We start from the raw sequence: 24,258 nt of genomic DNA on the forward strand, positions 1-24,258 counted from the left end.
TTGACGAGTGGCGATCGGCTGGAGCCGGTTCACGGCGCACGCCTGCGGCCGGTCGGGGCGCAGGCCCGGGCGGCGGCCGTGCCGGTCAGCGCTCCGGCGGCGCTGGCAAGGCCGGACGGTGCAACGCTCCGCCGGATGGCGATCGCGCTGGTGCTGGCCGGTGTCTTGTACAATGCGGTACTGTCGTTCCTGAACGGGCACGCCATGTCGGTCAGCTATGCGCTGGTGGTCGTCACCGAGATCGCCGTCCTTGGCGTGGCAGCCTTAACGCTGCTGCGGACCGGCCTGCGTCCTACGGACAATCCGGCGCTTGCGCTGCTCGGCTTTTTCCTGGTCGACGCCTGCCTGGTGTCGCTGGCAAGCGGTGCACTGTTCGTCGACATGGCCCGTAACGCAAGCATCATCGCCATCTTCTCGATGATCGGCATGCGGACCGAGGAGCGGACGGTGCGGCGCATCGTCGCAATCCTCGCCGGGCTGATCTTCGCGTTCCTGCTGCTGGAATCGGTGTCGGTCCAGTCCTACGCCGACCTGCTCGCGCCCGGACTTTATTTCGAGCAAACGCGCGGGATCAGCCGGTTCGAGCTGGACGAGATCGGGCTGTTCGCGAACGCGGTGGGCTTCGCCGACCGTTTCTCTATCCTCAACATCGTCGGCCACCGCACCTCGTCGCTGTTCCTGGAGCAGGTGTCGCTGGCCAACTATGCCACTGTGCTGACGACTTTCCTGGTATGCATGTGGCAGGGCACGTCCAAGAAGGCTCGCGTGGCCTACATTTTTCTCATCGTGTTCATCCTGGTGACCAACAACAGCCGCACGGCACTCGCGATCTCGCTGGCCGCGCCGCTGGTATACTGGGCTGCCCCGAAGCTACCGCGCTTCATCAACCTCGCGCTGATGCCGACCGTGCTGGTCGCCGCCTTCATCGTCGCCGCAACCTCCCCGCCGACCAAGGAAGACAATCTGGTCGGCCGTCTGAGTCTGACGGTGAAGACTCTAAAAGAGCTGGACGTCACCGCCCTGCTGGGCGGTAGTGCCACGGAGGCGGCGAAGTTCGCGGACAGCGGCTACACCTACCTCATCTACGCGTCGTCAATCATCGGCCTGCTGGTGCTGTGGTTGTTCTTCTCGCTGGTGCTGGCGGGCGAGCGGGCGGACCAGAAGCGCGGTTCGATGATGATTTCGCTATACCTGTTCCTGAACCTGACGGTCAGCGGGACGTCCGTCTTCTCTATTAAAACGGCCGCGTTGCTGTGGCTGCTGGTCGGGTTTTTACGGCTCCGCTCGGCGCCGGAGACAGCGGAAACGACGGCCGAAGAGCCGATCGAGTTGAGGCCTGCCCCAGCAACGCCGCGGCCGCCGGCCTATCAGGGCCTGCGGTAGCTGGCGATCTGCCGGCGCAGCACGGCGGCCTGCGGCTTGTCCTTGCCGCCGCTCGGCTGAACCGAATAGCTGTAGTCGCCCCACCAGTCGCCGCCGGCCCAGTAGTTCCAGCCGATCCATACGTCTCCATTTTCGCGCAGGTAGCCGAGCAGGTCGTCGAGCGCGGCGAGGCAGGTAGCGCTCTGGTCGCCGCCGAACTCACCGAGCACCGCCTTGGCGCCCTGCTGCCGGAGCCAGCGGGTGACACCCTCCAGGCGCGCGCGGCCGACCTTGGGGCCGGAGCAGGCGTGCTGGCCGGAGGAGTCATTGTCGAGATACTGGTGGATCTCGAATGCCATGTTGCGGCCAGGATCAACGAAGCCGGCGAGGGCGGCCGCGTTGCTGTCGCGCCCGCCGGCCTGCCAGCTGTGGCCGCCGGTCCAGCGGGTGCCGGGGACCAGCACCAGGTTGCGGGCGCCGGTCCGGCGGATGGCGGCGACGGTCGCTTCCGCGATGGCGCGCCACTCGCCGGCGCCGATGTCGTGCGGCTCGTTCATGATCCCGAAGGCGATCTCGGGTCGGTTCTTGTAACGGTCGGCCAGGCGGGTCCACAGGTCGACCAACTCGCCGCCGTTCGCGCGGCTTAGCAGCTGGCCCCGGTAGCGAGCGTAGTTGTGGACATCGAGGATGACCTGCTGAAAGCCGGAGAGGGACGCCAGGCTGGCATCCAGGCGGGCCATCTCGGCCGCATCGAGCGGGGCGTTGGGGCGGGGTTGCAGCCGCTCCCATAGCACAGGAACGCGGACGCTGTTCATGCCCATGGCGCGGAAGGGCGCGGCGGTGGCCGCGCCGGGATAGACATAATCGCGGCCATGTTCGCCCGGCAGCTTCTCGGGGGCGAATTCGCCCGAGGCGAGGTTCACGCCATAATAGCGAGGCGGAATCGCCTGGGCCTGGTTGGCCGTGCCGAGCGGCAGCAGCAGCGCGGCGCCGGCCAGCAACGGGGCGATTGCCCAAGTGGTCAGTCCCGCCATCCGTCCTTGCCTCCAGCTTCGCGTCAATCGGTTCGGACCGACAATGACGCGCGGTGCTGGCGGGTTCCGCTTGAACCCTGCGTGAAGGTTAGAAGGCCTGCGGATGGACGAGCACCCGGGCAGTCCGGACGATGATCGAGATGTCGCGCAGCAGCGACCAGCCGGCGATATATTCAAGGTCGGCCTGCAGGCGCGAGGTCAGGTGCTCGCGGGTGTGGGTAGCGCCGCGGAAGCCGCGGACCTGGGCCAGGCCGGTGATCCCGGGCTTCAGCGCATGGCGGTGCCAGTAGCGCTCGTCCACATGCCAGAACAGCTGGTCGCCGGCGAGCGAGCCAAGCGCGTGGGGACGCGGACCGACCACGCTCATCGAGCCGAGCAACACGTTGATGAGCTGCGGCAGTTCATCGATGCTGGTCCGGCGAAGAAACCGGCCGACGCGAGTTACGCGGTCGTCGTCGCGGCTGGCCGAGCGATTGCCGTTCAGGTCCATCCGATCGATCCGCATGCTGCGGAACTTGTAGATGTCGAACAGCGTGTTGCCCTGGCCCACGCGCGGCTGCTTGAAGAAGACCGGTCCGCGGCTGTCGAGCTTGATCGCCAGCGCGACCAGCAGGAACACGGGGGTCAGCAGGAATACCGCCGGAACGGTAAGAGCGAGGTCGAGGCCACGCTTCAGGGCGCGCTGGCGCAGATTCAGCGGGCCAGCGGAGACCACGAGGGTGGTGCGGCCGCCCAGCTCGGCGATGCCGACCGGTGCGAGGTCGTCATAGTCCCGGGTCAGGATCTCGCCTTGGATGTCGCTGCCCTTGAGCATCTGCGCCCAGCGCACGGCGGCCCCGCGCGAGCAGGAGATCACGATCCGGTCGGCGCCGCGCAGCAGTTCGCTGAAGCGAATCAGCATGGCCGCGTCGCGCGGGTCAGGCGACAAGTTCATTTCCGCCGCATTGAGCGCAGTGACACCCGGCGGCACGGCCATGTGCGGCCCGTCGATCAGCAGGATGTCGTTGGTGAAGGTGTTCTCCTGCTGGCGGCGGATGGCGTCGCCGGCGAACTGGCGCACGACCACTAGCAGGAAGAAGCCAAAGGCAAAGGACGAGCCGGTCATCAGCCGCGAGAGCTGCTGCTCGACCTTGAGGAAGTAAGACAGCAGGAACAGCAATGCGAACGCCAGCATCAGCGAGCCGGTGGCGCGGGCAGTGCCGCGCATCGGATTGCGCAACACGTCGAGCGAATAAGCGCCCATGGCAATCGCGCCGAGCGTGTAGAGCGCCAGGATGGAAGCCGACACGCCGAGCCAGCCGTCCGGCATCACCTGGCCGAAGCGGAGCAGGGCGCCGCTCAGAACAGCGGCCGCCACGCACACCAGGTCGAGGGCGAGCAGGGCGACGTAGAGCTTGATCCGCAACGGACGCTTGGGGGCCAGCGGCGCGACGCCGGGATCCTCCAATCGGGTCCAGGGATTATGCTCTAAATTCATGCCACCACCGCTTCACGCAACGACTGGCGCAGCGGGTGCGGCACCGTCTTGAGTGGCTTACAACACCTCTGCGGCCCCTTGGTTGCCATGTTGGTAAACTTTAGCTTTACCAGTTCGCAGGCGCAACAAAAAGTGTGGCTTTCAAGCCATGGTCGCGAGCACCGCAACCCAGAACAGGAGCCCGCCGATCAGACAGAGCGCCAGGCTGTGCATGAATGCCGTCGACACCTGATCCGGAGCGACGACGAAATTCTCGTGCCTCAATAGACCCTCCCCCGAACCAGCCAGGCATCCCGTTGCCCCCGGGAAGCTCGATTGGTCCGCTTCAGGAAGGCTACGTCGAAAGCTCTGGGCCTGCAAGGTTAATGACCCGTTAAAGGGCAGGTGGAGAGCGCTGCGGAACCGGCGGCTTCATCATGGGTTGCGCAGCCTTGATCGAAATCGTTGCGATCTCCTAACGAAACGAGGCTTTGTGCGGGTACTTATCGCGGGGAACATGGGCTATGTCGGGCCAGCAGTCGTCAAGCATTTGAGAACAGCGCATCCGGACTGGGAGCTTCACGGTTTCGATAGCGGACTATTCGCGCACTGCCTGCTGGACGAGGTACCGGTGCCCGAGCGGCTGCTCGACGACCAGCATTTCGGCGATGTCCGGCAGGTGCCTGAGGGCTTCCTCGACGGCTTCGACGCCGTGGTGCAACTGGCGGCCGTGTCGAACGACCCGATGGGGCACCAGTTCGAACGCGCCACCGCGTCCATCAACCGGGAGTCCTCGGCCGATCTCGCCTCTGCGGCAGCCAGGGCGGGCGTGCGCAACTTTGTTTTTGCGTCGAGCTGCAGCGTTTACGGCATCGCGCAGGGGCCGGCCCGGACCGAGCAGGACCAGGTGGCGCCCGAAACGGCCTATGCGGTGTCAAAGGTCGGCGCGGAAGAAGACCTGAAAGCGCTCGACACCGAGATGACGATCACCGCCCTGCGCTTCGCCACGGCCTGCGGTGCCTCGCCGCGGCTGCGGCTGGACCTGGTGCTGAACGACTTCGTCGCCGCGGCGCTCCGGGACAAGAAGATCGTGGTGTTGAGCGACGGGACGCCGTGGCGGCCACTGATCGACGTTGCCGACATGGCGCGGGCGATCGATTGGGCGATTACCCGCACGGCGGACCAGGGCGGGCGGATGCTGGTGGTGAACACCGGCGCCAACGACCAGAATTATCAAGTGCGTGAGCTGGCCGAGGCAGTGGCCGCGGCCGTGCCGGGCACAGAGGTGTCGATCAACGCCGACGCGCCGGTCGACAGCCGGTCGTACAAGGTCGACTTCAGCCTCTTCGAGCGGCTGGCGCCCGAGCATGTGCCGCAGGTCAAGCTGAAGCAGTCTATCAGCCAATTAGTCGACGCGCTGCAGACCTCCGAGGTTCCGCGGCAGTGGTCCAGCCCGCAGCGGCTGATCCGGTTGAAGGTGCTGCAGGGCCACATGGACCAGGGAAGGATCGACCAGGACCTGCGGTGGACCGCATGAGCGTGCTGAACCCGGCACCCAAGGTGGCAATCCTGGCTGGCGGCTTCGGCACGCGGTTGAGCGAGGAAACTGCGATCCGGCCCAAGCCGATGGTGGAAATCGGCGGCATGCCGATCCTGTGGCACATCATGAAGCTCTATGCCCATTACGGGTGCAAGGAATTCGTGGTGATCGGCGGCTACAAGGTCGAGTACATCCGCGATTACTTCCTGAACTTTCGTGCGCGGAACAGCGACTTCACCATCGACCTGTGCTCGGGCGGGCTGCAGTTCCACTCGCCAACGCGAGAGGATTGGAAGGTGACGGTGCTGGACACCGGCAACGACACCATGACCGGCGGGCGGATCAAGCGCGCGCGGCCTTACCTGGAAGACGGAACCTTCTTCCTGACTTATGGCGACGGCGTCAGCAACGTGGCGATGGACCGGCTGCTCACGGAGCACCGGGAGAATGGCGACTGGTGCACTCTGACAGCGGTGGTGCAGCCTGGCCGCTACGGGTCGCTGCACCTGGACGATGCCGGGCGGCGGGTCGAGGGCTTTCGCGAAAAGGGGCGCACGGACGGCGGCCTGATCAATGGCGGTTTCTTCGCCTGCGAGCCGGAAATCTTCGACCTGATCGACGGTGACGACACAGTCTGGGAAGACGTGCCGATGGAGCGGCTGATCGAGCGCGGCAAGCTCGGCAGCTACCGCCACGAAGGCTATTGGCAGAGCATGGACTCGCTTCGCGACAAGCAGGTGCTCGAAGGCATCTGGGCCGACTCGCCGCCATGGAAGGTGTGGGCATGATCCTGGTCGACAACGCGCTGGAGCGGCGCCGGGCGGAAGGAAGGCCGATCCGCGTCGGCATGATCGGCGCCGGCTTCCAGGGATCGGGCATCGCCCGGCAAATCCTGAACTCGACGCCCGGCATGCAGCTGTGCGCCATCGCCAACCGGACGCTCGACAAGGCCAGCGCCTGCTTCCTGCAGGCCGGGGTGCAGGCCAAGGCGGTGCACGACCGCGACGCGTTCGCGGCCGCGATGCGGGCAGGCGAGGCGGTGGTCACCGAGGACCAGTTGCTGGTGGCGGAAAGCCCCGACCTCGACGCGCTCATCGAGGTGACCGGCAGCATCGAGCCGGCGGCGCAAGCTATCCTGGCGGCGATCCGCAGCGGCAAGCATGTCGTCCACATGAATGCCGAGGTGGACGGCACGGTCGGCCCGATCCTCAAGAAATATGCCGACGAGGCCGGCGTCATCTACAGCTTCTCCGACGGCGACCAGCCGGGCGTGCAGCAGAACCTGCTGCGCTTCGTCCGTGGCATCGGGGTCAAGCCGGTACTGGCGGGCAATATCAAGGGCCTGCACGATCCCTATCGCAACCCGCAGACCCAGCAGGCTTTCGCCGCCAAGTGGGGGCAGAACGCGGCGATGGTTGCGTCCTTCGCGGACGGGACCAAGATCTCGTTCGAACAGGCGATCGTCGCCAACGGTAACGGCTTCCGCGTGGCACGGCGCGGCATGCTTGGGCCGGATTTTTCGGGCGGTGACCCGACAGCGCCGTTGACCCCGATCGAGGAGTGCTTGCCGAAGTTCGAGGATGTTCTGAACCAGGGCGGACCGGGGCTGGTCGACTATGTGGTCGGCGCTCGGCCCGGACCGGGCGTGTTCGTTATCGGCATCACCGACGACGAGCGGCAGCGGCACTATCTCAACCTCTACAAGATGGGGCCGGGACCCTATCACGTGTTCACCACGCCTTATCACCTGTGCCATTTCGAGGTGCCGACTTCGGTGGCGCGGGCGGTGCTGTTCCACGATGCGGTGCTGGCGCCGTCGGGCGGCCCGAGCGTAGGCGTGATCGCGGTTGCCAAGGTCGACCTGGAGCCGGGGACAATGATCGAGGAATTCGGCGGCTTCCAGGCCTATGGCGTGGCCGAGAACATGGATGCGATCCGCGACGAGCGGCTGCTGCCAATTGGGCTGGCGATCGGCTGCACCGTCGTCCGGCCGGTCGCCAAGGATCAGCCGCTGACTTTCGCCGACGTATCGTTCCCGGAAGGCCGCCTGGTCGACCGGCTCTATGCCGAGCAGGAAGCGGCGTTCGGCGGCACGACCGTTGCCCTTGCCCCTGAGGAGTTCGCCGCTTGATCTTTCACCAGACGACGCTGACCGACGCCCTGCTCGTCGAGCCGGAGATCCGCGGCGACGAGCGCGGCTCGTTCGCCCGCACCATGTGCAAGTCCGAGTTCGAGCAGCACGGCATTCGCGGCGAGTTCGTCCAGCAGAACACGTCGGTGTCGGCGCACAAGGGCACGCTGCGCGGCCTGCACTTCCAGCTGGAACCGCACACCGAAGGCAAGTTCGTCCGCTGCATCCGCGGCGCCATCCTCGACGTGATCGTCGACATCCGGCAGGGCTCGCCGACCTTCATGAGGCATGAAGGATTCGAGCTCAGCGCGGAGAACCACCGGATGCTGTGGGTGCCGCCTGGTTTCGCACACTCCTTCCAGACGCTGGCCGACGACACGGAGGTGACCTACCTGGTCACGGCCGCCTACGCGCCGGATGCCGAGCGGGGCTTGCGCTACAGCGATCCGCTGGTCGGGGTGGAGTGGCCGCTGCCAGTCACCACCATCTCCGACAAGGATGCGAACTGGCCGCTGCTGGATGGCGAGCCGACGTTCTTCCGTTACGCCGGCTGAAGGTCGCCGCAGCGTTCCAGCCGCGCCGCCACCTCGTCCCCCAGCGCGAGGGAGGCGGTCAGGCCGGGAGACTCGATCCCGAACAGGTTGACCAGGCCAGCGAGGCCGTGGTCGTCCGGCGCCTGGACGATGAAGTCGGTGGCAATCGCGCCGTCAGCGGTGCGGACCTTGGGGCGGACGCCGGCATAGTCTGCGTGGAGCGCGTCAGGCTCGATGGCCGGCCAGATCTTGCGCGCGGCCTCCAGGAACTCGGCGTGGAGGTGCGGGGCGATGGTGTAGTCGACGTCGTCGATCCACTCGACGTTGGGGCCGAAGCGGGCGCGGCCCGCGAGGTCGAGGGTCAGGTGGGTGCCGAGGCCACCTTTCACCGGCACCGGATAGATGAGGTGGGTGAACGGCACGGGCCGACCGTAGGAGAAATAGCAGCCGCGCGCATAGACCGGCCCCGGGACGAGCGCAGGCGGGAGGCCGTCGATCAGTGCGGCGGTTTGGGTGGCGTGCAGGCCGGCGGCGTTGACCAGCAGGCGCGCGCCCAGGACCGGCTCGTCCTCGCCAGCGATCCATAGCTGCCAGCGGCCGTCGACCCGCTCGGCGCGGGTCAGCCGTGTGTGGCAGACGACCGCGCCGCCGAGATCGTTGAGCTCGCCTTCCAGGGCCAGCATGTAGGCGTGAGAGTCGATAATGCCGGTGCGCGGCGAGAAAAGCGCGGCGGCGACGCCAAGCTCCGGCTCGATCCGACGGGCCTGCGCGGCGTCAAGCCGATCGAGGCTACCGGCGCCGGCCGAGTCGGCGCGAGCGGCGATGACGTCGAGCTCGGCAGTTTCTGCCTCGCTCGCGGCGAAGATCAGCTTGCCAACGCGCCGATGCGGAACCGAGCGTTCGGCGCAATAAGCATAAAGCCGGTCGCGCCCGTCGACGCACAACCGCGCCTTGAGCGAGCCGGGCGGGTAGTAGATGCCGGCATGAATGACCTCGCTATTGCGGCTGCTGGTCTCGCTGCCGGTCCGCTCGGCGCGCTCCAGCACCATGACCTGCAGGCCGCGGCGGGCGAGGGCGACTGCGCAAGCCAGACCGACCACGCCGCCGCCGATGACGGCTACGTCGATATCGCTCACGGGCAGGTCAACTCCGCCAATCGGCGCATGGCTTCGAAGCGCTCGTGCAGCGCCGGGGTGTGCGGCAAACCAAGCTCGTCGAGGATTGCAGCCCAGCGATGGCTCCAGTCGTGCCGGCGGAGGCATTCGGCGACATTGCGGCGGCTTGCGGTGGCGAGCCGTTCAGGCTGGCGGTCCAGATCCGCAAGCAGTGCGCGGATATCACCATCCGGGTCCAGATGGATGAGCGCATCTTCCCAATCGAACGCCGCATCATACTCTTCGCAGCGGGGCGCCGTGCCGAGCAGGATCGCGCCGCCCGCCGCACCTTCGAAATAGCGGGTGGAGAGCGCCTGCTCGCCCTTGAAGCGGCCCTTACCGCCGCCGCCGATGTCGCCGGGATTGAAGGCGGTGAAGTAGCGGCTGCGCTTCATGAAATTGGAGATGAGCATGCGATGCTCGTCCCAGTCCACCACGCTGCCACCCCTGAGGCTGTCATAGACATAGTGGAAATCGCCGCCCTCCCGCTCCAGCTGCATCAGCTGCTCGTGGATCGATTGAGAGCGCCGACCGAAGCTGTAGACGTCGATGGAGCGTGTCGGGCAACCTGGCTGGGGGGCGGCGAGGCGGCAGTCGACCGCAGGAGCAAGTGGAACCAGCGGCGCGCGCGTGTACCGCCGCAGCTCCGGGATGCTCTGGGCGTTGAGGACGAAGACGCGGTCGAAGTCATCCAACATCTTCAGGTTGGCCTTCACCTCCTGCAAGGAGGAGGACCAGGTCTCGAGGATGTAGCAAACCGCCAGCTTCGACCGCTTGCGCCAGCCGTGCATGCGCTTCAGCGCCGACAGCTCGTGTGGGAATTGGCAGACGAAGAAGAACAGGTCGTAGTTCTGCTCGATGCGGGTCGGCTCCATGATCGACAGGCCCGCGCTGCCGGCAGCAATCCGGGCCTGCGACCACAGTCGGTAAAAGGTTTCATGCAGGAGGTAGCCGACCGACGGGCGGACGCCGTGCCCAACCAGGTAGGGCAGGCCTGGTGGAGCAAGCAGGTCCGCTTGCTCGACGCCGGCGACCACGCTGAGAAATGCGTGGGACTGGCCGTTGAACGGCTCGCGCCAGACATTGCAATTCGAGGCCAGCAGAACCGACCGGTTCACGCACTTACCTCGGCTGGTCGGATAAACGGCGGCCCTTCCATCATCGCCGCATCAGGCACAGCTGAACGCAAAAGAGAAGCCCCCCAGAGGACACGACCTGTCCGATTTAACGCGATGATAAGCCCCTGTGCACTACGCTCAGTTCACGCCATCGTTCCTCCGCTCGTCGCTAACGCGATAAAGTTCGGCGCTAACGGATCTTAATGTCGCCCAGTGTAGGAGACTATTAGGATTTGCCCACGGATAAAGCGCTTCTCGGATTCTCAAAGTTCCCGGGGGGGAGCCACAATGATCGGCATTAACATCTCTGGCGCGGAGTTTGGTGGTACTGGGGGAACCCACAACTACCAATATCATTATCCTACACTTTCTGAACTGCAATTTTACAAAGACCATGGTGTCGACTTGGTTCGACTACCGTTTGTCTGGGAACGCATGCAGGGAAGCCTGGGTGGGGCCTTGAACCCGACGGAATTGAACCTGCTGAAGGGCGTCCTTGCCAATGCCGCATCGCTGGGCATGGATGTCATCATCGACCTGCACAATTATGGCCGCTACAACGGCGTCGCGATCGGTGCCACGGGCGGCCCAACCCCCGCGCAGTTCGCGGATTTCTGGGCCAAGCTGGCAACAGAAGTGAAGGGCTATACCTCGCTGGTCGGCTACGACCTGATGAACGAGCCACACGACATGCCTTACGCCGACGCCTGGAAGAACGCGGCGCAGGCGGCGGTAAATGCGATCCGCCTGGTCGATACCGACAACAAGATCTTCGTCGAAGGCAACAATTGGGCGACGGCGGCCAGTTGGCAGCAGGACAATGCCAACCTGATCATCAACGATCCGGCGGGCAAGCTCGTCTACGAAGCGCACCAGTACTTCGATCGATATAACCAGGGTTTCTATAGCGGGACTTACGACAGCGAGGGCGCATACCCGATGGTCGGCGTGGACCGGCTGAAGCCGTTCGTCGACTGGCTGGCGGCTAATAATCTGCAGGGCATGATCGGCGAGTTCGGCGTGCCCAGCAACGATGCGCGGTGGACAGCCGTGCTGAAGAACACGCTCGATTATATGGCCGCCAATCACCTGGACGGCACAGCCTGGGGCGGCGGTACCTGGTGGGGCACCGATTATCCCATGTACATGGGTGCGCCAGGGCGGACCGATTCAACCTATTTCGACACGCTGGAGACTTACTTCAGCCCGTATGTCGAGGGCACGACGACGACGACGACGACCACTACAACTCCGGCCTCGCCGCCTCCGCCTCCTCCTCCTCCTCCTCCTCCCCCTCCGCCGCCGACCACGACGACCCCGACCACCACCTCGAGCGAGAACCTGGTAATGGGCTCGAGCGCGAGCGAGCAGTTGAACGGCACTGGTGGCGTCGACCGGATGGATGGCCGCGAGGGTGACGACACGCTGATGGGCTCAGGCGGGAGCGACACGCTGATCGGCGGTGCCGGCGTGGACACGGCCAGCTACAGCTGGGCCGGGGCGGCGGTGAACGTCGACCTGACCCGCGCCACACAACTCTATTCGGATGCGCATGGTGACACGCTCATCAGCATCGAGAACGTGACGGGCGGCGGGTACAACGACACCCTGTTCGGCGATGCCGGGGCCAACGTGCTGAGCGGCGGCGGCGGCGACGATCTGCTGGCGGGTCGCGGCGGCGCCGACCGTCTCGACGGCGGGGCAGGCATCGATACCGCTACCTATGCGGAGAGCGGGGCGGGCGTGAACATCGACCTGACCCGCGCCAGCCAGACCGGCGGAGATGCCGAGGGCGACGTGCTGGTCAGTGTGGAGAACCTGACGGGCAGCCGATACGACGACGTCCTGCGCGGGTCGGCCGCAGCCAATATCCTGCGCGGCGGGGACGGCAACGACTCGCTAGACGGCGGCGCTGGTGCGGACGCCCTGTACGGCGACGCAGGCACCGACACGGTGACCTACGCCACCTCCGCTGCGGGGGTGGACGTAGACCTCACCCGCGCCAGCCAGCTTGGCGGCGACGCTGCGGGCGACACCTTGTTCGGCATCGAGAACATCATCGGCTCCAGCTACAACGACAGGCTGGTCGGCGATGCGCTGAGCAACTGGCTGACCGGCGGAAATGGCGACGACGTGCTCAACGGCGGCGGCGGTTCCGACTGGCTCGTCGGCGGCGGCGGCAAGGACCGCTTCGTATTCGACAGCGCGGCGAACGCCAACGGCGACAAGGTCACCGATTTCAACAAGAACCAGGACAAGCTGGACGTCAGCGGCATCGACGCCAACGTCAACGCGGCAGGCGACCAGGCCTTCACCTTCCTCGCTACCCGGGCCTTCACGGGCCACGCCGGCGAGTTGCGGAGCTACCAGGCCGACGGCAACACCTATGTCGCTGGCGACACCAACGGCGACGGCGTAGCCGACTTCCTGATCACGCTGTCAGGCAGCGTGACGCTCAGTTCCAATCACTTCATTCTGTGATCGGGCGTGCTGGCGGTGCCTTCGGGTCCGCCGGCACCCGGCGCGAAGTCCGGATTGTAGGCGATCCTGGCCGAGGTGGCGGCGCGGTCCAGCAAGGTCCGCATCCGTTGCTCGGCCAGGCTTCGTTGCATGAGGGCGCTGGCGATCGCGGGCTGCTGGTCCGCCGAAACTGGCGCTGGCTGCACGGCGATGATCGTGCCGAGGATCGTGCCGCCGGGGCGGTCCAGGAGGAAGCGAGTCTCCGCCGCTGGCTTCACCTCGCCCGATCCCACCGGCGTGGCCGGGTCAGCGCTGTCCCAGCTTTCCTGTGTTCGGGTAGCGGTAAGGCCCGCACCCTTGAGCAAATCCGCCATGCGGTCGGTCGACTCGGCAGCGGTCAGTTGCGCGCGGAGCCGGGCAGGCATGGCTTTGGACACGGCGAGCTGGTCGACGGCAACTGTTACCCGTCCGCCGAACGACAGCGGATGGGTGGCGATGAAGGTCTGGAGCTGTCCGGGAGTTATCGCAGTGCCTTGGGTTGGGGCGGTCAGCAGCTGCTGCGCGAGCAGAATCTCGCGGCCGCGGCGCTCCGCCAGCAGGAATTGCGGAGTTCGATCAATCTTCTGGGCCTGCGCTTCGCCGACCAGCAGCTTGCGCTCGACCAGCTCCTTCACCAGCGCATCGCGCATCGCCCGGTCAGTGTCGATGTCGAGCCCGCGGGCGCGCGCTTCCTCGTTGAGCTCGGCGACCGTGATCTCCGCGCCGTTCACCGTGGCGACGACTTGGCCCTTAGGCTGCTCGCCCTGGCAGGCGACGAGCGCCAGCGCACCGCCGATCGCCATCAGCCGCACAAAGCGCTGGCGCCCGCTCGCCCCGCGCGTCCATAAGGCGGGCCGGCAGCTTGGCGAGCGGAGTGAATGGAGACCCCTTTCGACTGGATCACCGTGGGATTGTTCGCCGCGTTGGTGACCCACTTTCTCGCCCATTCGGCCCGGGACGACGGAGAGGACATTCACTTCGTCCATTACCTGGTGCCGTCGGCAGGCTGCGCGCTGGCGAACTGGCTCGGCAACCATGAGTGGACGGTCGCGGCAGTTGCCGTGCTGCTTGCCGGAGCCGGCTATGCCTGGCGTTTCCTGGTGCGGCCCGGCCTTCGCCCCCCAACCCACTAGGCAGCCCCGACGAGTAGCTGGCGGAGGTTTGGCCCGCTCGCGGCGAGCAGGGCGGCGGCAAAGCGGCGCAGCGCCGCCAGACCCGCGTCCTGGTCTTCGGTGATCGCCGAGAACCGCACCAGCGCGCCATCCGGAGCCCCGTGAGCAATGGTCTGGCGGAGGACGGACCAGCGCTGGGCCAGGCTGCGGGTCGGGAAATCGGCGCCAACTCGGCTCCAGTAAACGATCTGCTCCGTTCTTCCCGGCGCGGTTCCGGTCAGCGTTCGGGCGGGGATCGGGGGTGCGCCGGGAAGGCGCAGCAGGACGTCGGGATGGTCAATCATGCGGAAGCCCGCGGCCGGATAGCAAAGCTCCGGGCGGTGGAGCTGGGTGCTGCCGCTCTGCGCGCCTCCATAGGCGATCAGCAGCATGACTGGCAGATCGGTGTCGCTGACGTAGTGGCGGGCGACCACCTGGTCGTAGACCGGGTCGCCGGCACCTTCCCCTTCGGGGATGAGCAAGGTGTTGCTGGGCGAGAAGCGCCACTCCGCAAACCTCTGCGGCACGTCCTCGGCACGCAGGGTGCCGGCCGGACCGGAGGCGCCGACCGCGCGGGCCAGGGCCCCCGAAGCGAGCGCGGAGGCGAGCAGGGCGCCTCCAACCAGGAACTCGCGGCGGCTGGCGGAAGGCGCTCGGACGGAAGCAGTCGCGTCGTTCATTGCGGCTGCCGGTGCCAGCGATCAAGAATCGTGTCGACCAGCAGCATGCCGAGCATCGCCATGACAAAGGTGAACATGCCCGCCATGTCGTGCGCGAAGCTCTGCGCCACGCCGTCGCCGACGTGGTAGGTCAGAAGCACGAGGATGATTACGCGCAGCAGGTTGGCAAGGACTGCGATCGGCACGATGGACAGCAGCAGCGCGATCACGTGGGTCCGCGAGGGCGGCCGGGTCAGGTAAACGTAAATCATCCCCATCGCGAGCAGGGTCAGCAGCGAACCCAGGCCGGCGCAGGCCTGCTGCACGAGCAGCTCATATTGCGCCACCTGGATCAGCACGCCGGAGCCCGCGACAGGATAGCCGGCCGCGTGAAGCACGGCGACTGCCACCTGCGAGATCATGATCTTGAGCGGCTGGGTCAGACCGATGACTACCAGGTCGGGCGGTTTGATCAGGAAGGCGAGATAAGCGATCGGCACCCAGCGGTTTCGGATCGCCTGCGGCCCCCAGTAGAACAGGCCGAGCAGCAGCAGCGTCGCGAACACCGCCGCCGCCTCCAGGCCGAGCAGGCGAAAGGTGCGGGCATAGAGGATGAGCAGCAGCAGCGGAGCGCCTAATGCCAGCCAGCCGGTGGCGATTGAGCCCGGCCGAAACCGGGGACTGCCACCGCGGAACAGCAGCCAAAGGCCGGACACCAGGATGATCGGACCATGCGCTCCGTCGCTGGTGCTCCAATGGTAGCGAGCGAGGCTCCACAGGGTCGGCAGGACCAGGGCGACGGCGCCCGCGGCGACAACGAGCTCGGCGGCAGACCAGGAGCGCAGGTCTGAGAATACCGGTGGACGGGCCGCGCCGTCCGCGGCGAGGTCAGCCACTGGTGAGAAGGGTCGGATTGTCGCCGGTGGCATCCTTCACGATCAGCACCTCGTCGCCCACGCCGACCGTTTCGAACAGGTGGCGACCGAAGTCCAGTGGCACGCCCAGGCAGCCGTGCGTTCCGGCGCCCTCCCGCACGTCGCTGGCGTGGATGGCGACGCCGTCACCGGTCAGCTGCAGGGTGTAGGGCATGGGAGCGTCGTACAGGCTGGACCAATGGTCCTCCATCTTCGCGAGCACCTTGAAGCGGCCAAGCGGCGTTGGCTTGTGATCGACGCCATAGAGGGTAACGGCGGTGCCGATCTCGTTCATGCCGCGGAACACCGACATGGTCTGCGCCTTGAGGTTGACCAGGATCCAGGTGCGACCGGGGGCTACGCCCTGCTCGTTCCACTTGTATTCGCCGTAGGTCAGCGGTTCCGAGATATTGAGGATGCTGGCGATCGGCTGGGTGCTGCCGGTCGCCGCCTCGACCAGCGGGAGCTTGGTCGGGCGGAAGCTGATCCGGTCGGGCGAGTAGCTGACCGACGGAGTGGGCATGCTGTCGGCCGCAGCCTGGTCACGACAGCCGCCGAGGCTGACGCCCGAAAGCATGGCGCAGCCCAGCAGGCACAGCCGAGTGGGACGCATCCGTCCTCTGGTAGTGCGGAGCCGGTCTTCAGGCGCGGGGCGCAACAACCACCGCACCGCTCGGCCGGGCACCACCGGCACGCTCCAGCCGCCTGCGGCGACGCATGGCGAAACCGAGAATGCCGAAGCCGCTGATCATCATCAGCCAGGTGGCGGGCTCCGGAACGGCCGGGGCGATCTCGAGCGTCGTAACGCCGCCGCCGCCATTGCCGCCGTTGAAGACGGCCGGGATGAGTGGGATCGCTGCAAGGCCCAACAGCGGGCTGACGCCGCTAGCAGCGGCGGGTGCAACCGGGATCGCCAGCACGGGGGCGGCAGCGGCCACTGCAGGCGCGGGGATGGGGGCGGGTACGGCGGCGACCGGCGCCAGCACGGCTGGGATCGGCGCGGCGGACGCGACCTTGACCGGCGCCGGAGTGCGCTCGCTCAGCACTTCGGACCGCGGAACGGGCGGAGCGGCGAAAGCGGCCGGCTGCACGCGTGGCCCTTTGGTCGAGGTGACGGCGTTGGAGCGCATGCCGGGTGACCGGGCGCTCATCAGACTCGCGAGCTGCGGGTCGGCCGACTGGCCCTTACCGTTGGTCGGCACCGACGCTCCGACACCAACTCCGAGAGCGACCGCGCCAGCCGCGCCGATCGCCATGATCTTGGTCCGCCTGTTCAACTTCATACCGGCCTCGCACCCTGCAAAAACTACCCGGGGCATCGCCGCAAGGCGGCGCCAGGTCGATGCGCCCCTGAAACAGCATCGACCAATCGTAAACGTTGGGTTAAAGCTTTTGTTGCCAATCTTGAGATCGGTTGCAAGGCCAAAGCTCAATTCGTGTCATTTTGGCACCATAGCCGCCTTGCAGCGTTTTTACCGGACCGATGCCGCCAGCAGCGGCCGTAGGAGCAAGGATGGGCATGGCCACCAGAGCGCCGCTCCTCAACTATTACGAGGTCCTCGGCGTGCCGCGGACGGCCGGGCCGGGCGACATCGAAGCCGCCTATCGTGCCGGCGTGGTGCGCTTTCGCGACCAGCCGGGTGGCGGCGAGCAGACCCGGCGTATCAGCTTGGCCTATCGCGCGCTCAGCAACCCGGAACGGCGGCGCGAATATGACGCGTCGCTCGGCTACCCGCCACGGGAGGAGCCGGCCGCAGCCATGCCGCTGGACGAGGAGCCGCCCGTCAGCACGTCAGCTGAGGAGCCGCCTCCGGCAGTGCCCGCCGACGAGCCGCCTCCAGCAGCGCCCGCTTATGAGCGGATGGACAGGCGTGCCGAACGCGAGCCGGCCTTCCCCGTGCGCGACGACCCGGTCGCGCCTGACGACGATTATTATCCCGAGGACGAACCGGACGAGCGGCGCGGTCGAGGCGGGCTGATCGCCGTCTGGGCCGTGGCGCTGGGGTTGGTAGCGCTGCTGGCGCTCTACGCCAGCGGAATGATCGGCGGCCGGGAGCCGCAGGTGGCGACCCGCAATGGAGCTCCCGTTGCGACCGGCCCGCACGCTGGCACCGGAACCGGGCCGGCGGCCCCGGGTCAACTCGGCGCCGGCGCGCCGGTCGATGGAACGCAATTGGCGGACGCCGGCAGAAGCCCGACCGTCGACGGGGTCCAGTCGACCGTGCCCACGCCGGTCGGGCAGGCCGGGTCGGCTTCTGTTTCGGGTTACTACCCTGCCGCGCCCTCAGCCCAGAACGACGCCGCAGTCGGCGATGACGCTGCTTCGGCGGCTGGGGCTGACGAGCCGGCTGCTGCTGCCGAGGACGATGGTGATCGCGAAGAGGAGGTTGCGCCGCCGCCGCTGCCCACGCGCCAGAACCAACCCGAGCCGGTGGCGGCGCCGGTCGCACAAGCGCCCGCCCCCGCACCGGATCGCAGCGCCCAGGCGCGGCTGCTCGGTGGCGGGCTGGTCAACGCCGACAATGTTGGTGGCCGCTTCCAGGGCACGGTCGGGGTGAGGCTGGCGGTCGGGCCGAACGGCCGTGCGACTGGCTGCCAGGTGACCCGTTCGAGCGGCAACGGCGGGCTCGACGCGACCACCTGCCGGCTCCTCCAGCAGCGATTGCAGTTCAGCCCCGCGCGAGACCGGGATGGCAATCCGACAACTACCGTAGTCGAGTCGACCCACGTTTGGGGACGGCGTCCCCGCCGCTAGCCCTCAGGCGCGGCCGTAGCGGTCGTCGAAGCGGACGATGTCGTCCTCGCCGAGGTAGGAGCCGCATTGCACCTCGACCAGTTCCAACGGGACCTTGCCCGGGTTGGCCAGTCGGTGGTTGGTGCCGGCGGGAATGTAGGTCGACTGGTTCTCCTGAAGCAGCTGAACCTGGTCGCCGACCGTCACCTCAGCGGTGCCCGACACAACGATCCAGTGTTCGGAACGATGGTAGTGCATCTGCAGGGAGAGCTGCTCACCCGGGCCGACCACGATGTGCTTGATCTGGTAGCGGGCGCCGTGATCCTTGGTCTCGTAGCTGCCCCAGGGGCGCTCGACCCGCGAGGGCAGGGTGACGATCTCGCGCTCCTCGGCCTTGAGGCGATCAACCACGTCGCGGACTTCGGCGGCGCGCTCGATCGGCGCGACGAAGACGGCGTCGCGGACGGCAATCACCGCCATCCGGTCGAGTCCGACGGCGGCGATGGTGGCATTCCCTTCGGAGCGGATCAGGGAATCCCGTACGTCCACGGCGATCACGTCACCCGACACGGCATTGCCGCTGCCGTCCTTGTCGGCGAGCTGCCAGACGGCGCCCCACGACCCGACATCCGACCAGCCAAGATCGACCGGCACCACGAATGCACGGTCTGTTTTTTCCATGATGCCATAATCGAGGGAGACGTCCGGTGCGGCCTTGAACGAGTCCGGGTCGGGACGAAGGAAGAGGCCGTCCTGCTGCATGCCCCGGACCGCCGCCTCGACCGCGGCGAGCGTGTCCGGCAGGAGGGCGGCGAGTTCGTCGCGCAGGGCCGAGGCGCGGAACAGGAACATGCCGGAGTTCCAGAAATGACGGCCGTCGCGGACATATTCCTCGGCGGTGGCCTGGTCGGGCTTCTCGCGAAAGCGGCGGACGGGACGAACCGGGTCCTCGCCCGCGTCGACCTCGATATAGCCGAACTGGGTGTTGGGCTCGGTCGGCCGCTCGCCGAACGTGATTATCCCGCCGCCTTCCGCCGCCGGCAGCCCGGCACGGACCGCCGCCGCGAACGCGTCGACATCCTGGATCACATGATCGGATGGGAGCAGCAGGAGGATCTCGTCGTCGCCGCGCTCCAACGCCCACAGGGCGGCAAGCGCGGCGGCGGCAGCGGTGTTGCGACCGACCGGCTCGAGCAGGATCGCATCCGGCGCGATGCCCGTCTGCTCCAGCTGGCGCTTGAGGAAGAAGCGATGCTCCTCCCCGCCAATCACCAGCGGACTGCGGAAATCGGTTCCCGTCAGCCGGCCGGCCGTTTCCTGCAGCATGGTGCGGTTGCTGGAAGAGATTGGCAGCAACTGCTTGGGAAAGCTGGCTCGGGACAACGGCCACAGCCGGGTTCCGGACCCGCCGGACAGGATCACCGGGCGAACGCTGGTCACTTGGGCAAACTCCTTGGGCGCGCGGGCCACGTGGCCGGCGCGTGTAACGCAGGGCAGCCTGCCGTCAAACAAGCGCTGCCGGCATAAGCTCCCGTCACAAGATGAACGGAATGAACGATCCGACGGGGAAGGAGCTGACGTCGCGCAGGAAGCGACGGGTGGCGTTCTCACCTACGACGACGATGTCGTTGCCGTAGATCTGCGGGTCCGGCATCTGCCCGGCGCGGATCCGCTTCAGGCTGAACAGCGCCGCCATCTGCTGGTTGTTGACGCGCCGGAACACGACCACGTTGTCGAGGTTGGCCAGATCGCTCGACCCCTTGGCCGAGGCGATCGCCTGCTGGAGCGTCATCCGGCCGGTGACCGGGTAGACGCCGGGATCGCGCACGGCGCCGTCGACCGTGACCGTTTGGCCAACTGCCTTGGTGATGTTCACGGTGACCTGCGGATTGCGCAGGTAACGGCCGCGCAGCTTGTCGGCGATGGCCGTGCTGACCTCCGCCGGCGTGCGGCCCCCGGCGACGACCGAGCCGATCAGCGGCATGGACAGGTTACCAGCGGCGTCGACCTCGCCCTCCCGCTTCAGCTCGGGGGCGCCGAACACTTCCACCACGACCTGGTCGCGGGGGGCCATGCGATAGTTGGAGAAGTCGGTGGTGTCAGTAGTGACGGTCGGCGCGGGCAGTGCCTGCGATACCTGCACGGCGTTGCTTCCGCTGCCGAGCGAGGCTCCGCCCGCGCAGCCGGACAGCGCAAGCAGGGCGGCCAGGGGAAGGAGATGGGAGTGTCGCAGCATGAAAACCTCGCCGACGGAAAATCACGTTCAATTGGAAGCCCAAGCAACGTCCGGTAACAGACTGTGTTCCATATCCGAAATGATCTGTTCCACCTTGAGCCGGAAGGGGCGGTCGCCAAGAAATCGTTACGGTACACGCAACTCTTGCGGGCGGTGAGAGTAGAGGCGGGGGGGCATAGGAAAGGATCGGCGAATCGTCGGCATGAGCAGCCAGGACCGCCTGAACATCATTCACGTCATCCGGCAGTTCCATCCCGGCATCGGCGGAATGGAGAACTACCTGGAGCAGCTGGCGACCCGTCAAGCCGCCGAGGGGCACCACGTCCGGGTCGTGACGCTGAACCGGATCTTCGATGATCCCGCGCACCGAGTGCTGCCGGCACATGAGACGTGGCGCGGGGTCGAGATCGTGCGCGTGCCGTTCACCGGCTCGCGCCGCTATCCGGTGGCGCCGGGCGTGCTGAAGACGCTAGGCGGGGCCGACATCGTCCATGTCCATGGAGTCGACTTCTTCGTGGATTACTTGGCGGCGACGCGGGCGGTGCACCGCAAGCCCCTGGTGCTGACCACCCATGGCGGGTTCTTCCACACCAGCTTCGCCCGCGGGCTGAAGCAAGTTTACTTGGCGACCGTCACCCGAGCATCCCTGTCGCAGTTCGCGGCGGTGATCGCCTGCAGTGCGGAGGACGAGCGGCTGTTCAAAGATGTGGCCGGGCCGCGGCTAACACTGATCCCTAACCCGGTAGACATCGACAAGTTCGAAGGCCTGGCCGACTTCGCCAGTGACACGATCATCTATTTCGGCCGGCTCGCGCCCAACAAGGAAGTGCCGGCGCTGATCGATTGGTTCGCCGGACTCGCTAGGGAGGAGCCGGCAGCCCGGCTGATTGTGGCGGGCAAGCCGATGGGGGTCGACGCGGACGCATTGCGTGCCCACGCGGCCGAGCTTGGGCTTGGCGACCGCTTCGAGCTTCACGAAACGCCGTCGGACGATGAGATGAAGGCGCTGATCCGGCGAAGCGGCAGCTACGCTTGCGCATCCTCCTACGAAGGGTTCGGCCTGGCGGCGGTAGAGGCGGCGAGCGCGGGGCTCTTCCCAATCCTCAGCGACATTCCGCCGTTCGCCGACACACTCGACCGGCTTGGTTATGGCCTGCTGGTCGACTTTGGCGACGCAGGCAGCTGGTCGGCGAGCTATGCCGAATGGAGAACCGCGCACACTCGCTTCCGCAGCCATTTCAGCGCCGACATGGTGCGCGAAGCCGTGTCCTCGTTCGACTGGAGCACCGCCGTGCCGCGGTTCGAGGCGATCTACCGCGAGGTGCTGGGCGATACGAGCCGGCTGATCGGGGGCGTGCGGGTGGACGTGCTGGATCGCGACGCGGCCGTCCGGACGATCCTTGACGGGGTGGAGCGGCGGGCGGCCATGCCCATAACCTTCTGCAACGCCCATACGGTCAACCTGGCGCGGCGCGACGCCAAGTTCCGCGACCTGCTGCGCGGCTTCATGGTGCTCAACGACGGGGTGGGCCTAGACGTGGCCAGCCGGACCCTGTTCGGCGAGGCGTTCCCGGAAAACTTAAACGGGACGGACTTCACTCCGCACCTGCTGGGCGCCGCGGGGCGGCCGCTCTCGGTCTACCTGGTCGGCAGCAAGCCGGGCGTGGCGGAGGATGCCGCGCAGGTGATCGCCGCGCGCTACCCCCATGTGGCGGTGGTCGGTACCCGCGACGGCTTCTTTCGGGCAAACGAGGAGCACGCGTTGTTGGAGGACATCCGCCGGTCGGGCGCAGACCTTGTCCTCGCCGCCATGGGTCAGCCCGTGCAGGAAGCCTGGGCGAGCCGCGCCGCGGGGCAGCTGTCCCGGCCGGTGCTGTGCGTGGGCGCCTTACTCGATTTCCTGGCCGAACGGGTTCCCCGTGCGCCTGAAAGGGTTCGCCGCCTGCGGCTGGAATGGGCCTATCGTCTCGCGCAGGAGCCGCGTCGTCTCGCCAGCCGTTATCTGGTCGGGAACGCGACCTTCCTTGGAGGTGTTTTGAAGCAGAAGCTCATCGGTACGCGCATCTAGGCGTGTCAGTTTCCGTTCGGTTCCTTCATTGCCGTTGATCACTCGCGGACCGCCGAACAGACGTGGCGAGCCTTTCAGAAACCTACCGTGGAGCGTTGAAGCTAAGTGATGCCGTCGTGACCATCCCCTTGAATCAGGCTGCCGAATTTTATCGCGCGCTGGGCGAGCATCCCGCCGCGGATGCCGTGATCCTGGATTTCGACGAGACCCTCTGGCTGCGCAACTCCACGGAGGAGTTCCTGGCCAGCGTGCGGCCGCGCTGGCTGGCGGCAATGGTGCTCCAGGTGCTGGGCTTCATCAAACCGTGGCGCCTGCTGCGCTCGGGCGAGCACTATCGCGACTGGATGCGGGTGGTGGCGGTGCTGATCGTCGCTCCGTGGTCGCTGTGGCGGTGGCGGCGAGAGGCGGCCAGGCTCGGCCCCCGTTACCTCAACCGCTCGCTGCTGGAAGCGGTTCGGCGGCAGCATCGCAAGAGCGTGGGCGTGATCACCTTTGGCTTTCGTGAGATCGTCCGTCCCTTGATGGATGCGATTGACCGCGACCTGCCGCTGACTGAAAGCTGCTCGCTGCGTCACGGCGCGCGCCTGCGCATCCGCGGCAAGGCAGCGGGGCTGCGGGAGGACATCGGTGCGGAGCGACTGCGCCGGGCACTGGTGGTCACTGACAGCGCGGTCGACCGGGACCTGCTGGAAGCAAGCGACAAGGGCTTTTTGGTCCAGTGGCCGGACGCGCATTATAAGCAGGCCGGGCTGCGCCCGCTGATGCCGTTCGTCTACCTGCAGAAGGTCAAGCGTCCGGACGAGAACTACTTGCGCAATGCCATCCTCGGCCACGACCTGCCGGTGCTGCTGCTCTCCTATGCCGTGATCAGCAGCAAGCCCCTCGTCGCGGCGGGCGCGGTCCTGTTGTACGTGCTCAGCTTCTTTACCGCCTACGAGACCGGCTATTACGAGAACGATCGGCTCGGTCTGCTGCTCGAGAGCAAGCCCAAGGTATCGCCGAACTACCATTCGCTGGGACGGTATTTCAGCCCGCGGTTCGCCTGGTCCGCGGCCATCGTGTTGGCCGGGCTATCGAGCCTGCTGGCTTTTGAATCGCACAGCTGGATCCCGGACGCGATCGGCGATCAGGGCGTGATCGGCTTCCTGGCCGTGTGGGCGGTTTTCGTGCTGTTCCTGGTCGTCATGCGGCTGCTGTTCCGCTGGCAGAACGTCATCCATCCGCAGGGTCGGATCGTGCCCATGCTTGGGCTGCAGGTCGGGCGGGTGCTGGGCTATGCGGCCATCCTGCCGACCACGGTGATCGGCGCGCTGTTCTGCGTCGCGCACGGCGTGTCGCGATGGATCCCGTACCTGGTCTACCGCTTCGGCGGGTCCCGCAAGGAAGTACCGAATCACGTCAACTGTTTCATGCTGCTGGTGCTGTTCGCAGGTGCGGCCGCCATCGGTGGGGACTGGCGCGACCTCCTGACCTGGCAGTCGGGCCTGATCTTCGCCTACACCGGCGCCCGCGCGGCCAAGGAAATGCTCGGCTTCGGCTCGCGCCTGCTGCCATTGAAGGTTCGCCCGCCGGAGTCGGTGAGCGAGCCGGGCCGAACCGCGACCAGCGCGCCAGCCGACAATGTCGACGCGTGAGCCGAAGGCGCGAGCCGCGGAGCATACCGCGCTGC

Annotated in this window: 22 protein-coding genes; 10 read left to right on the forward strand and 12 right to left on the reverse strand. The window is 66.8% G+C overall.

The features are described 5' to 3' along the window. Nucleotides 1-1,383 (forward strand): hypothetical protein, encoded by a 1,383-nt coding sequence (locus OMW55_RS01840; protein ID WP_264880363.1) that lies wholly within the window; start codon nt 1-3, stop codon nt 1,381-1,383. On the opposite strand, the gene OMW55_RS01845 is transcribed toward OMW55_RS01840, so the two are convergent. The 3 genes from OMW55_RS01845 to OMW55_RS01855 form a co-directional block, all read right to left on the reverse strand. Next, the gene (locus OMW55_RS01845) at nt 1,368-2,396 is read right to left on the reverse strand and encodes a glycoside hydrolase family 5 protein (protein WP_264880365.1); all 1,029 of its coding nucleotides are present in this window, start codon (nt 2,394-2,396) and stop codon (nt 1,368-1,370) included. The genes OMW55_RS01840 and OMW55_RS01845 overlap by 16 nt on opposite strands. A gap of 88 nt (nt 2,397-2,484) precedes the next feature. Then, the gene (locus OMW55_RS01850; protein WP_264880367.1) at nt 2,485-3,873 is read right to left on the reverse strand and encodes a sugar transferase; all 1,389 of its coding nucleotides are present in this window, start codon (nt 3,871-3,873) and stop codon (nt 2,485-2,487) included. A gap of 141 nt (nt 3,874-4,014) precedes the next feature. After that, entirely contained in the window at nt 4,015-4,137 is a 123-nt protein-coding gene (locus OMW55_RS01855) for a hypothetical protein (RefSeq protein ID WP_264880369.1), read from the reverse strand. Between the two features lie 208 nt (nt 4,138-4,345). Between OMW55_RS01855 and OMW55_RS01860 the strand changes: the two genes are divergently transcribed. The 4 genes from OMW55_RS01860 to rfbC are packed head-to-tail and all read left to right on the forward strand — an operon-like array spanning nt 4,346 to nt 8,077. After that, nucleotides 4,346-5,389 carry an NAD-dependent epimerase/dehydratase family protein gene (locus tag OMW55_RS01860; RefSeq protein ID WP_264880371.1) on the forward strand — a complete coding sequence of 348 codons (1,044 nt, stop codon included), beginning with the start codon at nt 4,346-4,348 and terminating at the stop codon, nt 5,387-5,389. Further along, on the forward strand, nt 5,386-6,180 hold the full coding sequence (gene rfbF, locus OMW55_RS01865) for a glucose-1-phosphate cytidylyltransferase (RefSeq protein WP_264881973.1): 795 nt from the start codon (nt 5,386-5,388) through the stop codon (nt 6,178-6,180). The genes OMW55_RS01860 and rfbF overlap by 4 nt, the downstream gene beginning before the upstream one ends. Next, the gene (locus tag OMW55_RS01870; RefSeq protein WP_264880373.1) at nt 6,177-7,523 is read left to right on the forward strand and encodes an NAD(P)H-dependent oxidoreductase; all 1,347 of its coding nucleotides are present in this window, start codon (nt 6,177-6,179) and stop codon (nt 7,521-7,523) included. The genes rfbF and OMW55_RS01870 overlap by 4 nt, the downstream gene beginning before the upstream one ends. Next, nucleotides 7,520-8,077, forward strand: a complete 558-nt coding sequence (gene rfbC / locus OMW55_RS01875) for a dTDP-4-dehydrorhamnose 3,5-epimerase (protein WP_264880375.1) — start codon at nt 7,520-7,522, stop codon at nt 8,075-8,077. The genes OMW55_RS01870 and rfbC overlap by 4 nt, the downstream gene beginning before the upstream one ends. On the opposite strand, the gene OMW55_RS01880 is transcribed toward rfbC, so the two are convergent. After that, nucleotides 8,065-9,192: an NAD(P)/FAD-dependent oxidoreductase gene (locus OMW55_RS01880; RefSeq protein ID WP_264880377.1), complete on the reverse strand. Its 1,128-nt coding sequence runs from the start codon at nt 9,190-9,192 to the stop codon at nt 8,065-8,067. The two genes, rfbC and OMW55_RS01880, sit on opposite strands and share 13 nt — an antisense overlap. Then, entirely contained in the window at nt 9,189-10,328 is a 1,140-nt protein-coding gene (locus OMW55_RS01885; protein ID WP_264880379.1) for a glycosyltransferase, read from the reverse strand. Before OMW55_RS01885 ends, OMW55_RS01880 begins: the two co-directional genes overlap by 4 nt. A 288-nt stretch (nt 10,329-10,616) precedes the next feature. On the opposite strand from OMW55_RS01885, the gene OMW55_RS01890 reads away from it, so the two are divergent. Further along, nucleotides 10,617-12,809, forward strand: coding sequence for a cellulase family glycosylhydrolase (locus OMW55_RS01890; protein WP_264880381.1), 2,193 nt, complete (start codon nt 10,617-10,619; stop codon nt 12,807-12,809). On the opposite strand, the gene OMW55_RS01895 is transcribed toward OMW55_RS01890, so the two are convergent. Next, the gene (locus tag OMW55_RS01895) at nt 12,794-13,630 is read right to left on the reverse strand and encodes a hypothetical protein (protein ID WP_264880382.1); all 837 of its coding nucleotides are present in this window, start codon (nt 13,628-13,630) and stop codon (nt 12,794-12,796) included. The genes OMW55_RS01890 and OMW55_RS01895 overlap by 16 nt on opposite strands. 75 nt (nt 13,631-13,705) lie before the next feature. Here OMW55_RS01895 and OMW55_RS01900 point away from each other — a divergent pair, with 75 nt between their 5' ends. Next, nucleotides 13,706-13,960, forward strand: coding sequence for an XrtV sorting system accessory protein (locus tag OMW55_RS01900; protein ID WP_264880384.1), 255 nt, complete (start codon nt 13,706-13,708; stop codon nt 13,958-13,960). Here OMW55_RS01900 and OMW55_RS01905 read toward each other — a convergent pair. The 4 genes from OMW55_RS01905 to OMW55_RS01920 are packed head-to-tail and all read right to left on the reverse strand — an operon-like array spanning nt 13,957 to nt 16,834. Continuing rightward, a complete protein-coding gene (locus tag OMW55_RS01905; protein WP_264880385.1) occupies nt 13,957-14,658 on the reverse strand; it encodes an exosortase C-terminal domain/associated protein EpsI in 702 nt (233 codons plus the stop codon). The genes OMW55_RS01900 and OMW55_RS01905 overlap by 4 nt on opposite strands. Next, nucleotides 14,655-15,533, reverse strand: a complete 879-nt coding sequence (xrt, locus tag OMW55_RS01910) for an exosortase (RefSeq protein WP_264880386.1) — start codon at nt 15,531-15,533, stop codon at nt 14,655-14,657. The genes OMW55_RS01905 and xrt overlap by 4 nt, the downstream gene beginning before the upstream one ends. Next, nucleotides 15,526-16,164 carry a L,D-transpeptidase family protein gene (locus OMW55_RS01915; protein ID WP_264880387.1) on the reverse strand — a complete coding sequence of 213 codons (639 nt, stop codon included), beginning with the start codon at nt 16,162-16,164 and terminating at the stop codon, nt 15,526-15,528. The genes xrt and OMW55_RS01915 overlap by 8 nt, the downstream gene beginning before the upstream one ends. A 28-nt stretch (nt 16,165-16,192) precedes the next feature. After that, nucleotides 16,193-16,834 carry a PEPxxWA-CTERM sorting domain-containing protein gene (locus tag OMW55_RS01920; protein WP_264880388.1) on the reverse strand — a complete coding sequence of 214 codons (642 nt, stop codon included), beginning with the start codon at nt 16,832-16,834 and terminating at the stop codon, nt 16,193-16,195. A gap of 236 nt (nt 16,835-17,070) precedes the next feature. Here OMW55_RS01920 and OMW55_RS01925 point away from each other — a divergent pair, with 236 nt between their 5' ends. Beyond that, the gene (locus OMW55_RS01925) at nt 17,071-18,306 is read left to right on the forward strand and encodes a TonB family protein (protein ID WP_264880389.1); all 1,236 of its coding nucleotides are present in this window, start codon (nt 17,071-17,073) and stop codon (nt 18,304-18,306) included. Between the two features lie 3 nt (nt 18,307-18,309). Here the strand turns inward: OMW55_RS01925 and OMW55_RS01930 are convergent, their stop codons facing one another. Both OMW55_RS01930 and OMW55_RS01935 read right to left on the reverse strand, forming a co-directional pair. Beyond that, on the reverse strand, nt 18,310-19,725 hold the full coding sequence (locus OMW55_RS01930; protein ID WP_264880391.1) for a mannose-1-phosphate guanylyltransferase/mannose-6-phosphate isomerase: 1,416 nt from the start codon (nt 19,723-19,725) through the stop codon (nt 18,310-18,312). 94 nt (nt 19,726-19,819) lie between these two features. Continuing rightward, on the reverse strand, nt 19,820-20,521 hold the full coding sequence (locus OMW55_RS01935) for a polysaccharide biosynthesis/export family protein (RefSeq protein ID WP_264880392.1): 702 nt from the start codon (nt 20,519-20,521) through the stop codon (nt 19,820-19,822). 202 nt (nt 20,522-20,723) lie between these two features. Here OMW55_RS01935 and OMW55_RS01940 point away from each other — a divergent pair, with 202 nt between their 5' ends. Both OMW55_RS01940 and OMW55_RS01945 read left to right on the forward strand, forming a co-directional pair. Beyond that, the gene (locus tag OMW55_RS01940; RefSeq protein WP_264880394.1) at nt 20,724-22,589 is read left to right on the forward strand and encodes a WecB/TagA/CpsF family glycosyltransferase; all 1,866 of its coding nucleotides are present in this window, start codon (nt 20,724-20,726) and stop codon (nt 22,587-22,589) included. Between the two features lie 116 nt (nt 22,590-22,705). Next, nucleotides 22,706-24,223, forward strand: a complete 1,518-nt coding sequence (locus tag OMW55_RS01945; RefSeq protein WP_264880395.1) for a haloacid dehalogenase-like hydrolase — start codon at nt 22,706-22,708, stop codon at nt 24,221-24,223. Nucleotides 24,224-24,258 lie beyond the last annotated feature (35 nt).

This window comes from Sphingomonas arvum, assembly GCF_026013565.1.
Classification (GTDB): Bacteria; Pseudomonadota; Alphaproteobacteria; order Sphingomonadales; family Sphingomonadaceae; genus Sphingomicrobium; species Sphingomicrobium arvum.